This window comes from Ciceribacter azotifigens (assembly GCF_048159625.1).
GTDB lineage: Bacteria > Pseudomonadota > Alphaproteobacteria > Rhizobiales > Rhizobiaceae > Allorhizobium > Allorhizobium azotifigens.
Genome location: NZ_JBLQTA010000003.1, coordinates 1 through 15,547, shown reverse-complemented (window position 1 = coordinate 15,547; position 15,547 = coordinate 1). Strand labels below are relative to the sequence as shown.

13 protein-coding genes are annotated in these 15,547 nt (G+C 59.3%); 8 read left to right on the top strand and 5 right to left on the bottom strand.

What is annotated here, in order from left to right:
* Positions 1 to 136: 136 nt before the first annotated feature.
* Positions 137 to 1,057, bottom strand: coding sequence for a DUF6030 family protein (locus ACM6UT_RS05200; protein ID WP_416796305.1), 921 nt, complete (start codon positions 1,055 to 1,057; stop codon positions 137 to 139).
* Between the two features lie 219 nt (positions 1,058 to 1,276).
* Between ACM6UT_RS05200 and ACM6UT_RS05195 the strand changes: the two genes are divergently transcribed.
* A complete protein-coding gene (locus tag ACM6UT_RS05195; RefSeq protein WP_416796304.1) occupies positions 1,277 to 1,975 on the top strand; it encodes an SH3 domain-containing protein in 699 nt (232 codons plus the stop codon).
* A gap of 69 nt (positions 1,976 to 2,044) precedes the next feature.
* Here the strand turns inward: ACM6UT_RS05195 and ACM6UT_RS05190 are convergent, their stop codons facing one another.
* Both ACM6UT_RS05190 and ACM6UT_RS05185 read right to left on the bottom strand, forming a co-directional pair.
* Positions 2,045 to 3,130, bottom strand: coding sequence for a DUF475 domain-containing protein (locus ACM6UT_RS05190; RefSeq protein ID WP_416796303.1), 1,086 nt, complete (start codon positions 3,128 to 3,130; stop codon positions 2,045 to 2,047).
* Between the two features lie 504 nt (positions 3,131 to 3,634).
* Positions 3,635 to 3,967 carry a DUF2293 domain-containing protein gene (locus ACM6UT_RS05185; protein WP_416796302.1) on the bottom strand — a complete coding sequence of 111 codons (333 nt, stop codon included), beginning with the start codon at positions 3,965 to 3,967 and terminating at the stop codon, positions 3,635 to 3,637.
* A 306-nt stretch (positions 3,968 to 4,273) separates the two neighbouring features.
* Here ACM6UT_RS05185 and ACM6UT_RS05180 point away from each other — a divergent pair, with 306 nt between their 5' ends.
* Together ACM6UT_RS05180 and ACM6UT_RS05175 are read left to right on the top strand one after the other, a co-directional pair.
* A complete protein-coding gene (locus ACM6UT_RS05180) occupies positions 4,274 to 4,399 on the top strand; it encodes a hypothetical protein (protein WP_416796301.1) in 126 nt (41 codons plus the stop codon).
* Positions 4,400 to 4,440: 41 nt separating this feature from the next.
* On the top strand, positions 4,441 to 5,532 hold the full coding sequence (locus ACM6UT_RS05175) for a PAN domain-containing protein (RefSeq protein WP_416796300.1): 1,092 nt from the start codon (positions 4,441 to 4,443) through the stop codon (positions 5,530 to 5,532).
* Between the two features lie 97 nt (positions 5,533 to 5,629).
* On the opposite strand, the gene ACM6UT_RS05170 is transcribed toward ACM6UT_RS05175, so the two are convergent.
* Complete coding sequence (locus ACM6UT_RS05170; protein WP_416796299.1) at positions 5,630 to 6,805, bottom strand: hypothetical protein; 1,176 nt, start codon at positions 6,803 to 6,805, stop codon at positions 5,630 to 5,632.
* Between the two features lie 558 nt (positions 6,806 to 7,363).
* Between ACM6UT_RS05170 and ACM6UT_RS05165 the strand changes: the two genes are divergently transcribed.
* From ACM6UT_RS05165 to ACM6UT_RS05145, 5 genes are all read left to right on the top strand, one after another.
* A complete protein-coding gene (locus tag ACM6UT_RS05165; protein ID WP_416796298.1) occupies positions 7,364 to 8,854 on the top strand; it encodes a type I restriction-modification system subunit M in 1,491 nt (496 codons plus the stop codon).
* The gene (locus ACM6UT_RS05160) at positions 8,844 to 10,001 is read left to right on the top strand and encodes a restriction endonuclease subunit S (protein WP_416796297.1); all 1,158 of its coding nucleotides are present in this window, start codon (positions 8,844 to 8,846) and stop codon (positions 9,999 to 10,001) included. The genes ACM6UT_RS05165 and ACM6UT_RS05160 overlap by 11 nt, the downstream gene beginning before the upstream one ends.
* A gap of 7 nt (positions 10,002 to 10,008) precedes the next feature.
* Positions 10,009 to 13,023: a type I restriction endonuclease subunit R gene (locus tag ACM6UT_RS05155; protein WP_416796296.1), complete on the top strand. Its 3,015-nt coding sequence runs from the start codon at positions 10,009 to 10,011 to the stop codon at positions 13,021 to 13,023.
* A 1-nt stretch (position 13,024) separates the two neighbouring features.
* Positions 13,025 to 13,771, top strand: coding sequence for a M48 family metallopeptidase (locus ACM6UT_RS05150; RefSeq protein ID WP_416796295.1), 747 nt, complete (start codon positions 13,025 to 13,027; stop codon positions 13,769 to 13,771).
* A 165-nt stretch (positions 13,772 to 13,936) separates the two neighbouring features.
* Positions 13,937 to 14,323: a helix-turn-helix domain-containing protein gene (locus ACM6UT_RS05145; protein WP_416796294.1), complete on the top strand. Its 387-nt coding sequence runs from the start codon at positions 13,937 to 13,939 to the stop codon at positions 14,321 to 14,323.
* A 691-nt stretch (positions 14,324 to 15,014) separates the two neighbouring features.
* On the opposite strand, the gene ACM6UT_RS05140 is transcribed toward ACM6UT_RS05145, so the two are convergent.
* The gene (locus ACM6UT_RS05140; protein WP_416796293.1) at positions 15,015 to 15,521 is read right to left on the bottom strand and encodes a tyrosine-type recombinase/integrase; all 507 of its coding nucleotides are present in this window, start codon (positions 15,519 to 15,521) and stop codon (positions 15,015 to 15,017) included.
* Positions 15,522 to 15,547: the final 26 nt, after the last annotated feature.

Genomic DNA, 15,547 nt, shown 5'->3' with positions numbered 1-15,547 from the left:
TAAAGCTTCCTTTCACATAGCGGATGCAGCGGGGGAGATGGACCGAAGGAGCATTTCTCCCGTATCGCAGCAAAAATATATACGTATCCATATATATTCAAGTGGAGGCGAGGTCTTAGCGGCAAAATGCCGGCGTTCACTGTGGCGATGCTGCAGCGCGCCCGGTCTTCGCCGGTTTGGCCTCCGACATTCGCCAGTGGCGAATGATAGCCTCCGGCAGCCGCGGTTCACCGGGTCTGAGCGGTAGCCATCCGTCGGGAGAAAAATAGGCGCGCGTCCTCCGGACGAGCGGACTTCGGTCGTCCGGCGCGAGGATGAAATTGTAGCCGTCGGTGATCACGAAGTCGCGGCTGAACTCAACCGAGATGCCGAAGCGTATCGCGGAATAGTCGGTGAGCTGCCGTGCAGCGTCGATTGCCGGTGCAAAGTCGCGCCAGGTCGTGCGGTCGATGATCTCCGACAACGCTCCGACGAGCCACGCCTGTGCCGTTTCGCCCGGCATGCCGGCGGGGGCGACGAGCTTCATACGGATCGAACGGACTTCCCCTTCGGGTGTGCCTTTGGCAATGAAGAACAGCGAGGCCTCCACGCCGGCCGGATCGGGGGCGGCGAACCGCGTTTCCGACAGGCATTCGGAGGTGCGCCCATCGTACTCGCTCGGTTGCCAGCCAGGATTCTTGAGCCCAACGCGGTTCAGCTCAGCGCAGAGAGCCGGTCCGCGGACGCGGATCTCGCGGACAAAGGCGCCTGCTGCGGGCTCGATGAAATCGGTAAAGAAGTATCGGGGGATTTCGACCGGCACGGGATCCAGCCGCCGTCCCTTGAGCGCGACGGGCGCCTCTGTCCCCGACGGTTCAGCAAACAGTCGGTCCAGTCCGTAGCGCCGTGCCAGCGACCTCAGATGGTACATGTCGTTCGCCAACAGGAAGGTTGCGACGATGGTCGAGAGAATGACGACGACGAGGACACCGAAGAGGAGATGGCTGCTCCTCTCGGGCCGTACAGGCTTTACGCCGGTCTCTTTCCGGCTTGTGCGTCGTCTGATGCGGTGCGGCATGCGGGTCTTCTGTTTTCGGTACCGGCCGTTTATGGCACGGAACCGGGCACTTGGCCTATATCTCTCCTGCAGCTGCGCGTTGAGTGTCGACGGTGGTCGTCTGTCCTTACGAGAACGGCCAAGATTGGGCCGATTCGTCCATCGTCCATATCCGGCGTTGACCGCCGGAGAGGTCGCCCATAGGCAACCGGGATTGCAACCTCAAGAAGGATTGTCTCGATGCCGATGTCGCGCCTCCTGCCGGCTGCCGCCGGCCTTCTTTTCCTCGCCACGTCCGGTTCGGCGTTCGCTTCCGACCTGTGGAGCGTGACGTCTCCGAAAGGGTCCTGCCGCATCTCGTTCGGCCAGGATCCGGTGGCAGAAGGCGTCTTTGCCGTCACGCAGCACGACTCCGCCTGCCCGGAAAACCTGAAGGCGATTTCCGGGTATTCGATGAACAATGGTGACGGCTCCATCATCTTTTATTCTACCGCGTCCGGTCTCGAACAGGTCGCCCGTGCCGACAAGGAGCAGCCCGGCATCTATGTCGGCATGACGCTGGATGGCGAGACCCTGCAGGTCGTGCACTCCGAGATGGCCGAGCCGCAGCCGGAGCTTGAGCCGGAGCCCGCCGCCGGCAAGGCCGGGTGCCTGCCCTATGCGGGAGGCGGTTGCGCCCAGCCGAACGACATCGGGGCGCCCGATGTCGCGGCCGGCATTACATCGATCGACATGGTGACCCGCATGAATGTCCGCGCCATGCCCGGCACCGAGGGTGCCGTCCTCGGGCGCGTCGAGGCAGGGCAATGCCTCGAGATCGTGGGATGCGTCGAGCAGAACGGCACGACCATATGGTGCGAGGTCGAGATGAAAACCTATCGGGGCTGGGTCCTGAAGCAGGACGACCGCAAGGTCTATGCGCGCAACGCCTGCGGCTGAGCGTGGGCTGATTGGACATCAGTGACAGGACGGCCGCCCGCGAGGGCGGCCGCAATTCGCGAACAGACGTCAGATGTTTTCGGCGACCGCCTCACGCTCGCGCAGGTGCTCCATCCGGTTGTAACGGATCGATGACCATAGCGAGATGCCGATGAGCCCTGCTCCGCCGAGCCCGGTGACCACTTCCGGGATGTGCAGCATCGTCTGGCAATACATGATCACCGAGAGGATCAGGATTGCGTAGAACGCGCCGTGCTCCAGGTAGCGGTATTCGGCGAGCGTTCCCTTCTCGACCAGCATGATCGTCATCGAGCGGACATACATCGCGCCGATGCCGAGGCCGATCGCGATGACGAAGAGGTTTTGCGAGAGCGCGAAGGCGCCGATGACGCCGTCGAACGAGAAGCTCGCATCCAGCACTTCCAGATAGATGAACGCGCCGAGGCCGCCTTTCGCCGCTTCCGTCATCGTCCGTTGCGAGGCGTCGAGAAGCCCGCCGATCACCTCGACAGCGAGGAAGGCGACGAGGCCGTAGATCGCCGAGTAGACGAAGGTCACCGCCTCCGCCCCTTCGAGCAGATAGGAGAAGAGCAGGATCATCAAGAGCACAAGACCGATCTCGATGCCTTTGATCGTCGCCGAGCGCGCCATGTGCTTCTCGATGACGTCGATCCAGTGCACGTCCTTTTCGTGGTTGAAGAAGTAGGTGAGGCCGACCATCATCAGGAAGGTGCCGCCGAAGGCGGCGATCGGCAGATGTGCGTCGTTCATGATGCGCGCATATTCGGCCGGCTCCCGCGCCGCGAGCAGGAAGGCCTCGACCGGCCCGAGATCGGCGGCGATCACGACGATCGCCAGCGGGAAGATGATGCGCATGCCGAAGACGGCGATCACGATGCCCCAGGTCAGGAAGCGATGCTGCCAAACCGGGGTCATGTCCTTGAGCTTGTTGGCGTTGACGATCGCGTTGTCGAAGGAGAGCGAGATTTCAAGTACCGCGAGAACGGCGCAGATGAAGAAGACCGTGGCCATTCCGCCGATCGTGCCGGAGGACTGCCATCCGAGCCAGCCGCCGAGTACGAGGCCGACGACTGTTGCGACGAAGGCCCACTTGAAGTAGTCGAGCATTCCTTTTGGGGCGGGGTTTGCGTTCACAGGCTCGCCCTCCCGGAGTGAATGTCAAATATGAATTGCCGAAGGCGGCATGCACTGGCGACGCAGGCATGCGGGTGAGGCATGGTCAAAATAGACATGATTTTGAATCCGCCGGCTCATCTTGCTGGCGGTACCGACATCACGAGAGCGCCGTAAACTCTCGCCAGAGGGGCCCGGCACCAGAGGTTCGGCCGCAGCGGCCGGAAAACCGGGGCCGCGGGACCACGCTGTTTTTCACTGAACGTCCGGAGATCGTCAAGAGGCAACACAGCCTCAGCGCAGTCGCACCAAATGTAGGTATCGTCGCAGCGCACGCCAATGGTGCGAGAGCGTTGAGCCTGCGGCATTTTCGTCACGCGTGCTGGAAGGACGGCGCCGCGGAGGAAAGTCTTGGGATTTAAATAGGGGAAAATGGTGCTGCTAGAGAGATTTGAAATCTCGATGACCTAAATAAAAACAATGTGTTACATATGAAATTGTAACATTGTGACGAGCAAAAATTTGTTACTCAGATGCGCTGGATTCGGACCCAGTGCGGCGCTTCGATCTTCGTTTCCTCTTGGGCCCCGACCATTGCGCGATCATCGCATTGATTCTGGGTTGAACGCGACGCCGTGCCTCCTCGCGATCAATACCACATAACAAAAGCTGGTCGTAGTCGGTCATGAGATGACGCAAGGTGTTTTGCATCGTGATGCCGACGGCCATGCCGAGAGGAGCATCGTTCCAAGTTCTTCTCGCAACTTCCTCGGCGAAAAAGGAGACAGCGAAATCAGGGCATTTCGGATGTCTTTCCGCGATGTGCTGAATAACAGCCTCTCTTGTGAACCTGCTCATGCGCCCTCCGTGCTCGTGGGCGCGCAGTAAATAAGTGTTTACTTACAACTGCTTACCCTTTCACATATATCCCATATGATGTCGCATGCACAACGCGAATCCGGTTCTCGCGTCGGAACCAAAGGCTATTTGCCCGTCGTACGACGGAGCCGCGGGGGACATCGGATCTGAGCCGCAATCTTCCATTGATATCATGTCGATGTCGTTGCCTTGCCAGCCGATTATGCTTGATGTTTGATGAGCCACAGCGGGGGCTCGGTTATGCGTCAGACTACACGTTCAATTGTTGGCAGGCTGGTGGGTGCCATGTTGCTCGCGGCGGCCGGCGGCTCGGCATCTGCTGTGGAGAAAACGTTCGGTCCCTTCACCGTCGATGACGCGAAGCCGGAGATCATCTCGCTGGACGGCGTGATAGATGGTGGTGCTCACTGAACTTTCGGCGCGCTCTGCAGGCTGCGCCGAATGCACGGCTGGTGACGCTCAACAGTACCGGCGGTGATGTGCAGATGGGGCTTCTGATCGCCGATGACATCCACCAGCGAAAGCTTGCTACATACATCTCGAAGAACAGCAGATGCTATTCAGCATGCTCGTACATTTTCTTGGCCGGCAACGAACGAAAGGTCGATGGCGAGCTGGGTGTTCATCAGATCTCGTCGGAGTCACCCGATCTGGTTGGCGCGCAGCTCGCCATCTCCGACATTCTCGAGGTGCTGAACCGGTTCGATACGCCGATGGAGGTGATGCACGTCATGTTCAAGACGCCGCCGGACCAGATGCATGTTTTCACGCACGAGGAGATCGAGCGCTACAAGCTGAATCGAGACGGCAAGGGGGAGGCAGGCGCTGTAACGGTCGCCGAGAAGCAAGGTCCAGCGGCGCCCGTGCTGCCGAATAGTGAGCCTTCCTCCACTGAGAAATCGGCTGGACCGTCAGTCGCCACGAAGGACACTGATCGTTTTCCAGGGACTACCAACGATCCTCCCCAGGGCGAACTCTCACCGCTCGAGGAATTCACGAAGCGTCCGAACCGAATCGCGATTTACACCGGTTTGGATCTGTTCGGAGACGACCTTTCATCGATTCGCGTCTCAGATGCCGTTGAGTGCGCCAAGAGCTGCCTGGCCATGGACGGGCAGTGCAAGGCGTTCACCTTCAACGTCAACCCGAAGATTAAGAGAGGACCGAACTGCTTCCTCAAGGCGAGTGCCGGTCGTGCCGATGGTAACAGCGTTGCATTCTCCGGTCGGTTTCTGAGTGCTGCCGAGAGCGATCCGAGCGCGATGACGCTCGCAACGATCAATCCGCAGACGGCGCTCTATGAGGACATCGACCTGCCCGGCGGTGACCTTTCACGCCATCCTGCACCTTCCGTGAAAACGCCGCTCGCCTGCCGGCTTGCCTGTATTGATGAAAGGCGTTGCGTTGCGTTCACTTACGTCAGGTCGAAGAGAGAGTGCTGGCTGAAGGGCGCTGTCGGTAACCCTAGGAGTTCAAAGGGAATGGTTTCTGGGTTGAAGACCTACGAGAGCTTCGCGCCAGTGAAGATCCTGAGTCTGGAATAAGCAAACCAGTCCCGCCATTGTTGCCGCCAGTGCTGTAGTAGTTGGGAAGTAGACCGGTCGCGGAGAGAGAGCCCGGAGCGTGGCGCAGGCTACCGCCCTATGAAGGGCTCGAGGTGCGAGGATGACCGACGCGGCTTCTCGTGTGTGGCAGAACGATCATGCGAGACGTTGTCGTCGACTCGAGCGCGACAGGACTGTACGTCTCTCGCAAAAGATCGTCGCTAGTTGGTGACAACCGGTCATAGCTCTGCGATGTTTTCGGAGGTTCGCCGCGAGGCATCCTGGCTTCCAACCACTCCTTCGCTTTCTGGTCATATCCGCCAGATGTCGACAAGTCGCGGTATGTTGGCCGTGAGCCGAACCGCGGTAGTCTCTGCTGTGCGCTGTGTCGGCGCCTTGAACGCAGCAGGTCATGCAAGCGTTCCGTGCGGTAACGTCGAGCGGAAAGGGCAATCTCCGGGTCTCTGCTGCCGCAGATCGGCCGTTTGATTGCGCCGCGCACCCGCCGGGCTCGAGCACCAGTTAGCGAGATGTAAGATATCTGTGAGCCAGTCAAAACGGTCGATTGCCGTTTGCGCGCCGCAGCCCTGCGACTGCGCACAGCCTTCTGTCGTTCGAGCTCTCTGGTGTAGTCCTCTCGCGCTAGGCAGGTGATCTCGCGGCTGGTGTAGGTCACGCTATTGCTACCCAGGTTTGCGATCGTTCGCGGCATGACCTTGGTGATGTAGTTTCTCCAACCTTTCGCGCTAAACAGCCTGCGCAGTGCGACCTGGCGAGCTCCGCCGATCTGGCCGCCGGCGCGCTTCAGCAGGTCGATGAAGCTCCTCACCGTGTCTCTGGCCCAGTTCTCGAGAATGACGACGCCGTGGGCATGCAGGCGGCCCTCCTCGGTCTCTTCTAGAACAAGCATGATCGGGAGCTTGGCTCCGGTCGTCGCCTTGGCAAGCCGTTGGATCTTGTTGGCCAGGCAGTTCGCGGGACGTTCGACTTTTCGGATGAGACGCTCGGTTTCCTTATCGAGGTTCAGCGACCACGCGACTGCCTCGCTGCGGAGGATGAAGTCATTCTCACGAGCCTGGCGTTCCTCTGCCGAGAGCCGTCGCCAGGCCCTTGTCAGAGAACGGAACGTTCTCTCCTGTCGCTGTCGCGCCACCAGTCGTCCGCGAGGCTTCTTCTTCCGCCCTGTTGCCTCGAGTTCACGCTGTGTCCTCAGCCACTCCGTCACGCGGGTGAGGTAGGGCTTCTCAAGAACGGGGAGGGCTTCAGAGTCCATCGGAGCAGTTGAAGGGGATTTGTATGTAACTGGATGACCGACGGGTGTCGGGGGCGAGAGCTCCTGCGCTACCGGCCATGGCGCGCCGACCGATGCTGCCGGACTGGTTACAAAATGAACGCGGCCACGACGTCTGGATCGCTCCGTGGGCCGGATCTGAGCAGCCGACGATCCATGCCACCGGGTCGAACTGCGCAGGTAAGTGGCGTGACCAAAAACCAGAGATGAATTGAAAGGAGTGGGGCATGACATGCGGTATTTCATATGCGAGGAGCAGCATCTTCAATGGTTAGGTCAACTTAGTAATATTCTAAGCCTCGATATTGATGGCTCAAAGGAGAATATTTTCATTTTATTTTTCTGGTTGATCTTGAAATTTGACGCTGCAATGACCGTCGCATTGCCGACCGTCTGATCACTTCACAGGCAACCCGGCAGCGGACCTCGCGCGAGGATAGGCAACGGAGATTCCGTTCGCGTCTTCGCTGTCGTCCGGCTAGGTTGTCTCGACGCTGCGATTTGCTAGGCTGGCGTCGCCACTGACGAGGAACGCATAACGTGACGAGACTGACCCTTTCACAATTGGAAAACCATCTCTGGCGGGCGGCGGATATCCTGCGGGGATCGATCGATTCCGGCGATTACAAGCACTACATTTTCGGTCTTCTGTTCTTCAAGCGCCTCTCGGATGTCTGGGAGGAGGAGTATGAGGAGCGGCTGGCGCGTTATCACGATGCCGATCTTGCCGCCGATCCGGACGAGCACCGCTTTGATATCCCCAAGGGCCATTTCTGGAAGGATGTGCGCAAGCACACGACCGATATCGGCTCGCATCTGAACGCCGCCTTCCGCGCCATTGAAGACGCCAACATGAAGCTGCGTGGCGTCTTCCAGGATGTCGATTTCAACAACAAGGAGCGCTTTCCGGATGCCATGCTGGAAAAGCTGCTCCAGCATTTCGAGACCTATCGACTGCGCAAGTCCGATGTCGAGCCGGATGTGCTGGGCCAGGCTTACGAATATCTGATCGCCCAGTTTGCCGATGACGCCGGCAAGAAGGGTGGCGAGTTCTACACGCCGAAGATGGTCGTGCGGCTGATCGTTGAATGCCTGAAGCCCGAAGAAGGCATGTCGATCTACGACCCCACCTGCGGCTCGGGCGGCATGCTGCTCGAGGCGGTGCATCATCTGGAGCGTCAAGGCAAGAACCCGAAAAGCCTGTCGCTGTTCGGTCAGGAGAAGAACCTCAACACCTGGGCCATCTGCCAGATGAACCTGTTCCTGCATGATATCGACGACGCGCAGGTGGCGCGGGGCGATACGCTGCTGGAGCCGAAACACCTGACGGGCGACAGCGTGAAGGCCATCCGCACCTTTGACCGGGTGCTGGCCAATCCGCCCTTTTCGCTTAAAAGCTGGGGCCATGATGTCTGGTCGAAGGGCGATGCCTATGGCCGCGACCGCTATGGCTGCCCGCCGAAATCCTATGGCGACCTCGCCTTCGTGCAGCATATGGTGGCGAGCCTGAAGGAGGATGGCATCTGCGGCGTCGTGTTGCCGCATGGCGTGCTGTTTCGCGGCGGGGCCGAGGGCAAGATCCGCGAGGGGCTGATCCGCGACGATCTCATCGAGGCCGTTATTGGCCTGGCACCCAATCTGTTTTACGGCGCGGGCATTCCGGCCTGCATCCTGATCCTGCGCAAACAGAAGCCATCAGCCAGCAAGGGCCAGATCCTGATCGTCAACGGCGCCGAGCAGTTCGTCGAAGGCAAGGCGCAAAACCATCTGTCGGAGGCGAATGTCGCGACGCTGGCAAAGGCCTATGGCGATTTTGCCGATGCCGAGCGGCTGGCGCGGGTGGTGCCGGTCAGCGAGATCGAGGCGAACGATTTCAACCTCAATATCAGCCGCTATGTGCATCTGGGCGAAGAGGCGGAGCAGGCCGATGTCGCGGCGGAAGTGGAAAAGCTGGTCGAGCTGCAGGCCGAGCGGGATGCGGCGGAAGCGCGGATGATGGGCTTTCTGCGGGAGCTTGGTTATGTCGCGTGAGGTGCCAGAGGGGTGGCGACGGTCTCAACTGGGAGACCTCATAAAGCTTGAATATGGCAAGGCCCTTGCCAGTGCAGAGCGAACGCACGGCCCAATTCCGGTCTTTGGCTCAAGCGGTGTTGTCGGATATCACGATAAAGCCGCAGCCGCCGGACCCAGCATTGTGATTTCCCGAAAGGGCTCTCTTGGGGGCGTCTTTTACGTCGAAGGAAAATTCTGGCCAATCGATACTACTTACTTTGTGGTTCAAAGAGAGATCAGCGATTGGCGGTGGCTTACCTATCTTCTGAAATTCGCATCTCTGGAGCGTCTTAACGAAGCAACAGGCGTGCCAGGACTTAATCGCGACAAGGCAACCAAAGAGCAGGTTCTTGTTCCTCCACTTCACGAACAGCGCCGGATCGCCGAGATCCTGTCCAACGTCGATGAGGCCATTGCGGCAACGCGGGCGGTGATCGAGCAGACGAGAAAGGTTAAGCAGTCTGCCTTGGGAACGCTTTTTCACCGGGGAAATTGGAGCGACGCAGGCTTACCTGCCGATCATAGCCTCACAAGGCTTGAAGACATTGCTCGGCGAGGCAGCGGCCACACACCAAGCAAGAAGTTCAACGAATATTGGAATGGCGGCATCGCCTGGGTATCCCTGCAGGATACCAAGGCACTTGACCGGCGCTATATTGACACAACGGCAGCCAACATCTCAGAGCTGGGCATCACGAATTCATCCGCAGAAGTCCATCCCGCTGGAACAGTCTTCGTTTCTCGCGACGCGACGGTTGGTAGAGTTGGCGTTATGAGAGTTCCGATGGCGGTGAGCCAGCATTTCATCTCTTGGACCTGCGGTCCAATGTTGGACAACGTCTTCCTCTACTATTGGCTTCTGAATATGAAGCCTGTTTTCGAACGGATCGCCGCAGGCAGCACCATCAAGACTATCGGCCTTCCGTTCTTCAAAGAGCTGGAAATTGCTCTTCCGGCCGTAGCAACCCAGAAGCGAATAGCGTCACAGATGATGGCAATTGACGATGCGCTTGATGGCAACGAAGCTTCGCTGGCTGAATTGGCGGTGCTCAAATCCGCCCTGATGTCCGACCTCCTCACCGGCCGCAAACGCGTCACCGACGCCCTGCCCATGGCAGCCGAGTAAGCGCCCCATGAGCCAGAGCCCCGAATGGCACTTTGCTGAACGTCCCACGATCGAGCATCTCAAGGCCATGGGCTATGGCTTCGTGGCGCCGGCTGATCACACCAGCCTGCGCGAGGGCGACAACCAGGTGCTGTTTCGCCCGCAGCTGATCGAGGCGCTGATGCGGATCAACGGGATTGACCGCGCGTCTGCCGAGTCCGCCTATGGCGAGCTTGCGGCGATCAGCGACAACGAGGCCTGGCTGAAAGTGCTGCGTGGCGATTATGCCCGCAAGGTGACCGGCCAGGAAACCCGGCAGACGCTGCGGGTGATCGATTTTCTGGAGTCCGGAAACAACCAGTTTTCCGTGACGCATCAACTGAGGGTGAAGGCGGAGAACACGCGCAAACCCGATGTCGTGGTCTATGTGAACGGCATCCCGCTTGTTGTGATCGAGGCGAAAAGCCCGCTGAATGTGAAGGACAAGACCGGCGAGGCCTTCGAGCAGATCAGGCAATATGAGCAGGACATTCCGCGCCTGTTCTTCTCCAATGTCTTCAATATCGTCACCGACGGCGCGCTGGTGCTCTATGGCGCGACCGGCTCCGGCTCGAAATATTTCGCCGAGTGGCGCGACCCGTGGCCGAAATTGGAGGCCGATTTTCCCGATACGCTCGCCAAGGGTCTCTGGTGCCTGCTGGAGCCGAGCCGTCTGCTCGACCTGATCGCGCACTATGTCGTGTTCGAAAAGACCGAGACGGGCACGATCAAGAAGATCTGCCGCTACCAGCAGTTCCGCGCCGTCAACCGCATCGTCGAGCGCGTGATCGAAGGTAAGCACCGGCAGGGGCTGATCTGGCACACCCAGGGCAGCGGTAAATCGCTGACCATGGTGTTTGCTGTGCTAAAGCTGAAGACGCACCGGACAATCCAGTCCGAGGCGCTGACCAATCCGAACATTCTGGTGCTGACCGACCGGGTGGATCTGCATTCCCAGATCAGCGGCACCTTTGTCGCCTGCGGTCTGCCGAACCCAACGGCGATCGAGAGCATCAGGGATCTGCACGCGCTGATCCGCAGCGGCAAAGACGGGCACACGGCGCTTTCCACCATCTTCAAGTTCCAGGGTTCGAAGGAGGCGATCGCCAATTCCGAAAACTGGATCGTGATGGTGGACGAGGCCCACCGCACCCAGGAAAAGGATCTCGGCGCCTATCTGCGCGCCACCCTGCCCAACGCCCGCTTCTTCGGCTTCACCGGCACACCGGTAAAGAAGGACGACAAGAACACCTATGAGAACTTCGGCGTGCCGGGCGAAGGCTATCTCGACAAATACGGCATCGATGACGCAGTAGCCGATGGCGCGACTGTGCCGATCTATTATACCGGTCGCAAGACTGACTGGCATATCGACGAGGCCAAGATCGACATTCTGTTCGACACCTGGTTTGCCGAGCTGGACGACGACAAGCTCAATGAGATCAAGAAGCGCGGCGTGCAGATCGAGGATCTGGTCAAGCATCCGCGCCGCATCGAGCTGATCGCCTATGATATCTGGACCCACTTCAAGCAATATGCGCACCCTGATGGTTTCAAGGCCCAGATCGTCGCCATCGATCGCGAGGCGGTAATCCTCTACAAGCAGGCGCTGAATAAGGTCATTGCCGAGGATCTCAAAGCCGAAGGCTTGGAGCCCACCGAAGCGCTCGCCCGCGCCGACGCCATGTCGGCCTGTGTCTATTCGATCAACCAGGAAGACAGCAAGCCAAGCGAGGACGCCCACAAGCAGGCGATCCGCACCGAGCTGAAGGCGCATTATCTGGATGCCGAGGCGGAAAAGCTGGCGAAGAAGGCCTTTGGCCGCAAGGGTGACGATCCGCAGTTCCTGATCGTCTGCGACAAGCTGTTGACCGGCTTCGACTGCCCGATCGAGAGCGTGATGTATCTCGACAAGCCGCTCAAGGAGCACGGGTTGCTGCAGGCGATCGCCCGCACCAACCGCGTCTCTGACGCCCGGAAGCGCAATGGGCTGATCGTCGACTACATTGGCGTCTCCGGCCATCTTGAGGAGGCGCTTTCTTCCTACCGCGCCGATGACGTGAAGAATGCCATGCGCGACCTGGACGATCTGCGCAATCAACTGCGCGCCGCGCATTCTGCCGTGGCAGTCCTGATGAAGCCACTGAAACGCAAGGCGAGCGACAAGGACGCGCTGAAGGCGGAATACGATGCCTTCGTGAAGCTACTAGGCACGGAGGACAAGTGGTTCGACTTCAAGGCCAAGGCCCGCAGCTTCATCGCGCTCTACGAGACGCTGAGCCCGGACCCGAGCGTTCTGGAGTTTACCGCCGATCTGAAATGGGTCGCCAACTTCCTGCTCTATGGCACGCAGCACTTCGAGAAGCGCCAGGCCTTCGACCAGATGAACTACAGCGAGAAGATCCGCGAGATGCTGGAGAAGCATCTTGAGGCGACGGGTCTCAGCGTGACGGTCAAGCTGCGCCACATCACCGATCCGGAGTTCTGGGAGGATTTTGACCCCACGGCCAAGACCGAGGAAGATCTGATGACTGCGGCGATCCGCAAGACGACGGAGCTGCGCCGGACCGTCACCGAGCGGATCGACGACAGTCCGCATCAATATGGCAAATTCTCCGAGCGCCTGCGCCAGCTTTTGGAAAAGCTCGAAAGCGCGCAGCTTTCTTGGTCGGAGAAGCTGAAGGCAGCGGAAGAGCTGGCGAAGGACATCGCTGCCGAGGATGCCGCGCACGTCGAGGCAGGTCTTTCTCCCGGCGCCTATGGCATCCTGCAGATCCTCAACGGCTTCACCTCGGGGCCGGAGGGCGAGGATCTGGCGATCCGGCTGGAAGGCCTCTACACCGACCCCGTCACCGCTCCATCAGGCTGGTGGGAGAAGGACGGACTGCGAAAGAGCCTGCGCCAGCAGGTGCGCTCAATGGCGCACGAGGCTGGCCTCACGCAGTTCCGCCAAATCCCGGAAGAGATCGAGGCCTACGCGCTCAAGCATTTCGCGGGGCAGTGACGTGGCCGTCTATCGCATCGGCAACCAGGAAATCGAATACTCGCTGCGGCGTTCGCTCAGAGCTCGCAAGGCAAGCCTCAGCGTCACCCCGAAATCCTTCGAACTCCTGGTCCCGGAGAGCGCCACCGACGAACAGATCAGCGCCGTGCTGGATCGCAGGCGGGCCTGGATCATCGAGACCGTGCAGCACATGGCAGAACGCGCCAAGGCGCAGACGCGCGTCTACCAGTTCGTGACCGGCGCCAAGATCCCCTATCGTGGGCGGATGGCGAGGCTCACCATCGAGCCTTTCGAAGGCTCCTTGGTCGAGGTCAGCTTCCGAAACGGCTTCCAGATCCGCAAGCCAGCCGATCTGTCGCCCGAGTCATCCGACACCATCATCGAGAGCGCACTCCGGCTCTGGCTGAAGCGCCGCGTGCGCGACGACGCCCGCGATTTTGCCCGCCGGCATGGCGAACGGCATGGACTGAAGCCGCGCGGCGTGCAGATCAAGGACCAGAAGCACATGTGGGGCAGCTGCGGCCAGGACCGGCAGATCAACCTCAACTGGCACCTGATCTTTGCTCCGAAGCCGGTGCTGGAATATGCTGTGGTCCACGAAATGTGCCATCTGAAGCACCGCAACCACGAGCCGGAGTTCTGGGACCTCGTCGGGCGCGTGCTGCCGGACTGGCAGGGGCGCAAGGCCTGGCTCGACAAGAACGAGCATATGCTAGGGTGGGAAAAGGTTCAGCCCGTGGTCCGCTGACTTGCATGTCGGTTTCTCGCGATGGCGGGAATGCGAACCAGCGGGCTCTCTCACATTGAGTGATCAGTATTGGCTTATTAGCCCATTGTCATGATTTCGCTTTCCGACGAGTTGAGCAAGATTGCCTCGCGACCGCGAATGAGCCGGTCTCGTCGGAGGCGGGATATGCGCTATCTAAGAACAAGCTGCTTCCAGCAGGCGCGTAAAAGCTTGGCGGAACTCGTGCAGCAAAGAATGAAAGAGCTCGGAATGTCGAAAGACGAGTTCATGCAGGCCATGGGTATCCGCAGCCGATTGGCGCTCACGCTTCTTTTGGACGGCAGGACAAACTTCAAGATGGAAGATTGCCAGAGGCTCGCCGGGGTCCTCTCCTGCGACATCGGTGAGATGGTGAATATGCATCTGGCCCAGTTCCACACGGATGAGGTCATTCAGCTTCTGACAAAGACGTTCCCAAGTAACACAGATGCCGCCAGTGAGCGAATGACGCGGCCGAGGACCATGATTTACGAAAGGCTCACTCTTGAGCTGCCGCCGGAGCAGATCGGCTGAGAGGCAGATCGGCATCTGGAGTTCGAGAGAGCGGGCTCCCGGCAGGGTGGGTATTCAAGCCAGAGGTAGTCTCGGCACCAGGCGGCATTCCCATGGCTGCGTCTGTTTTTCCTAGGACTTCGCGACTCTGTCGGCGACTATCTCCTGCGGCACGGCGAAAAGGGGAGGTGATCGACAGATCGCCGATCACCCCTAAGTCGTACCGATAGTGTGGACCATCGATCACGCTGTCATCGCTCTCGCGACGAGATCAATGTACGATAGTGCATATTGGGATTAAACAGGTATGCAGTGGTTCCAGTTGCAACGGAGATCACAGAGGTAGTCCCAGGCTGAGCACGGAGCGAAATCTCAACGTTGTTCGCGCCCGGTATCGGTTCGCAAGAATGCTGAAGCGATCATCACCTAGTCATCTCCGCGACGGACTGAGCTGCGATCTGCTCCATGTGGTTGAGCAATACTCGGCAGGGCGAAGTCGCTCTTTCGGGATTGCCCAGCTTAGCGAACTCGCCATGTTACGAAACCGCTAAATTAAGATCGCGCGAAATCTTTACGTGCGACTTGCATATTCGACAAAAAAACCGCTTTGCAGTCCGTTCGTCAATTTTTTGTAAAGAACGGGTTAAGTCAGCGTCGTCGAACGACGACATTTATACAGGCTTACGTCATGGTCGCTAATCGGCCGACGGAACTAAATGTCGAACGCTGGAAACTGATCGATCGCCCGCTTCTTGGCCAAAAGTGACACGTTGCCGTAGTTTTCCCCGGCAGTCCGTGGTGAGTGTCCCTGGATGGCATCCAGCACCCGCCCATCGATGCCGATATCAAGGCCAGTCGTTTTGAACGCATGGCGCCAGCCGTGATTAGGCCGCACTCCTGGGGGAATGACGCCTGCCTTCTGCAGCCAGTTCGATATACGACCTGAGACGGTCTGGGCTGGGTTAGCTTTGCGCGGTCCTCTCATTGGTGGGTAGAACAGCGGGCCGTCCGACGATGCCGCGACGAACTTCAGAAATCCCTTCTCTATGACCTGGCTATGCAGCGGCACGTCCCGGAACTGGCGATTCTTGACGGTTCCCGCTTCCGGCGTGATTCGAATGTAGGTGATACCGTTCTCAGTGCGAATATCCTCTTTGCGAAGCTGAGTGATCTCCGAGATCCGGGAGCCGGTGAATGCGCAGTGCAGCGCGGCAAACAAGGTGAGACGCAGCGTCAATTAGGATG

What these genes read in the sequence shown, in the direction of transcription:
- ACM6UT_RS05200 (WP_416796305.1), bottom strand. Translation starts at nt 1,057, where the DNA reads ATGCCGCACCGCATCAGACGACGCACAAGCCGGAAAGAGACCGGCGTA.
- ACM6UT_RS05195 (WP_416796304.1), top strand. Translation starts at nt 1,277, where the DNA reads ATGCCGATGTCGCGCCTCCTGCCGGCTGCCGCCGGCCTTCTTTTCCTC.
- ACM6UT_RS05185 (WP_416796302.1), bottom strand. Translation starts at nt 3,967, where the DNA reads ATGAGCAGGTTCACAAGAGAGGCTGTTATTCAGCACATCGCGGAAAGA.
- ACM6UT_RS05180 (WP_416796301.1), top strand. Translation starts at nt 4,274, where the DNA reads ATGTTGCTCGCGGCGGCCGGCGGCTCGGCATCTGCTGTGGAGAAAACG.
- ACM6UT_RS05170 (WP_416796299.1), bottom strand. Translation starts at nt 6,805, where the DNA reads ATGGACTCTGAAGCCCTCCCCGTTCTTGAGAAGCCCTACCTCACCCGC.
- ACM6UT_RS05160 (WP_416796297.1), top strand. Translation starts at nt 8,844, where the DNA reads ATGTCGCGTGAGGTGCCAGAGGGGTGGCGACGGTCTCAACTGGGAGAC.
- ACM6UT_RS05155 (WP_416796296.1), top strand. Translation starts at nt 10,009, where the DNA reads ATGAGCCAGAGCCCCGAATGGCACTTTGCTGAACGTCCCACGATCGAG.
- ACM6UT_RS05145 (WP_416796294.1), top strand. Translation starts at nt 13,937, where the DNA reads ATGCGCTATCTAAGAACAAGCTGCTTCCAGCAGGCGCGTAAAAGCTTG.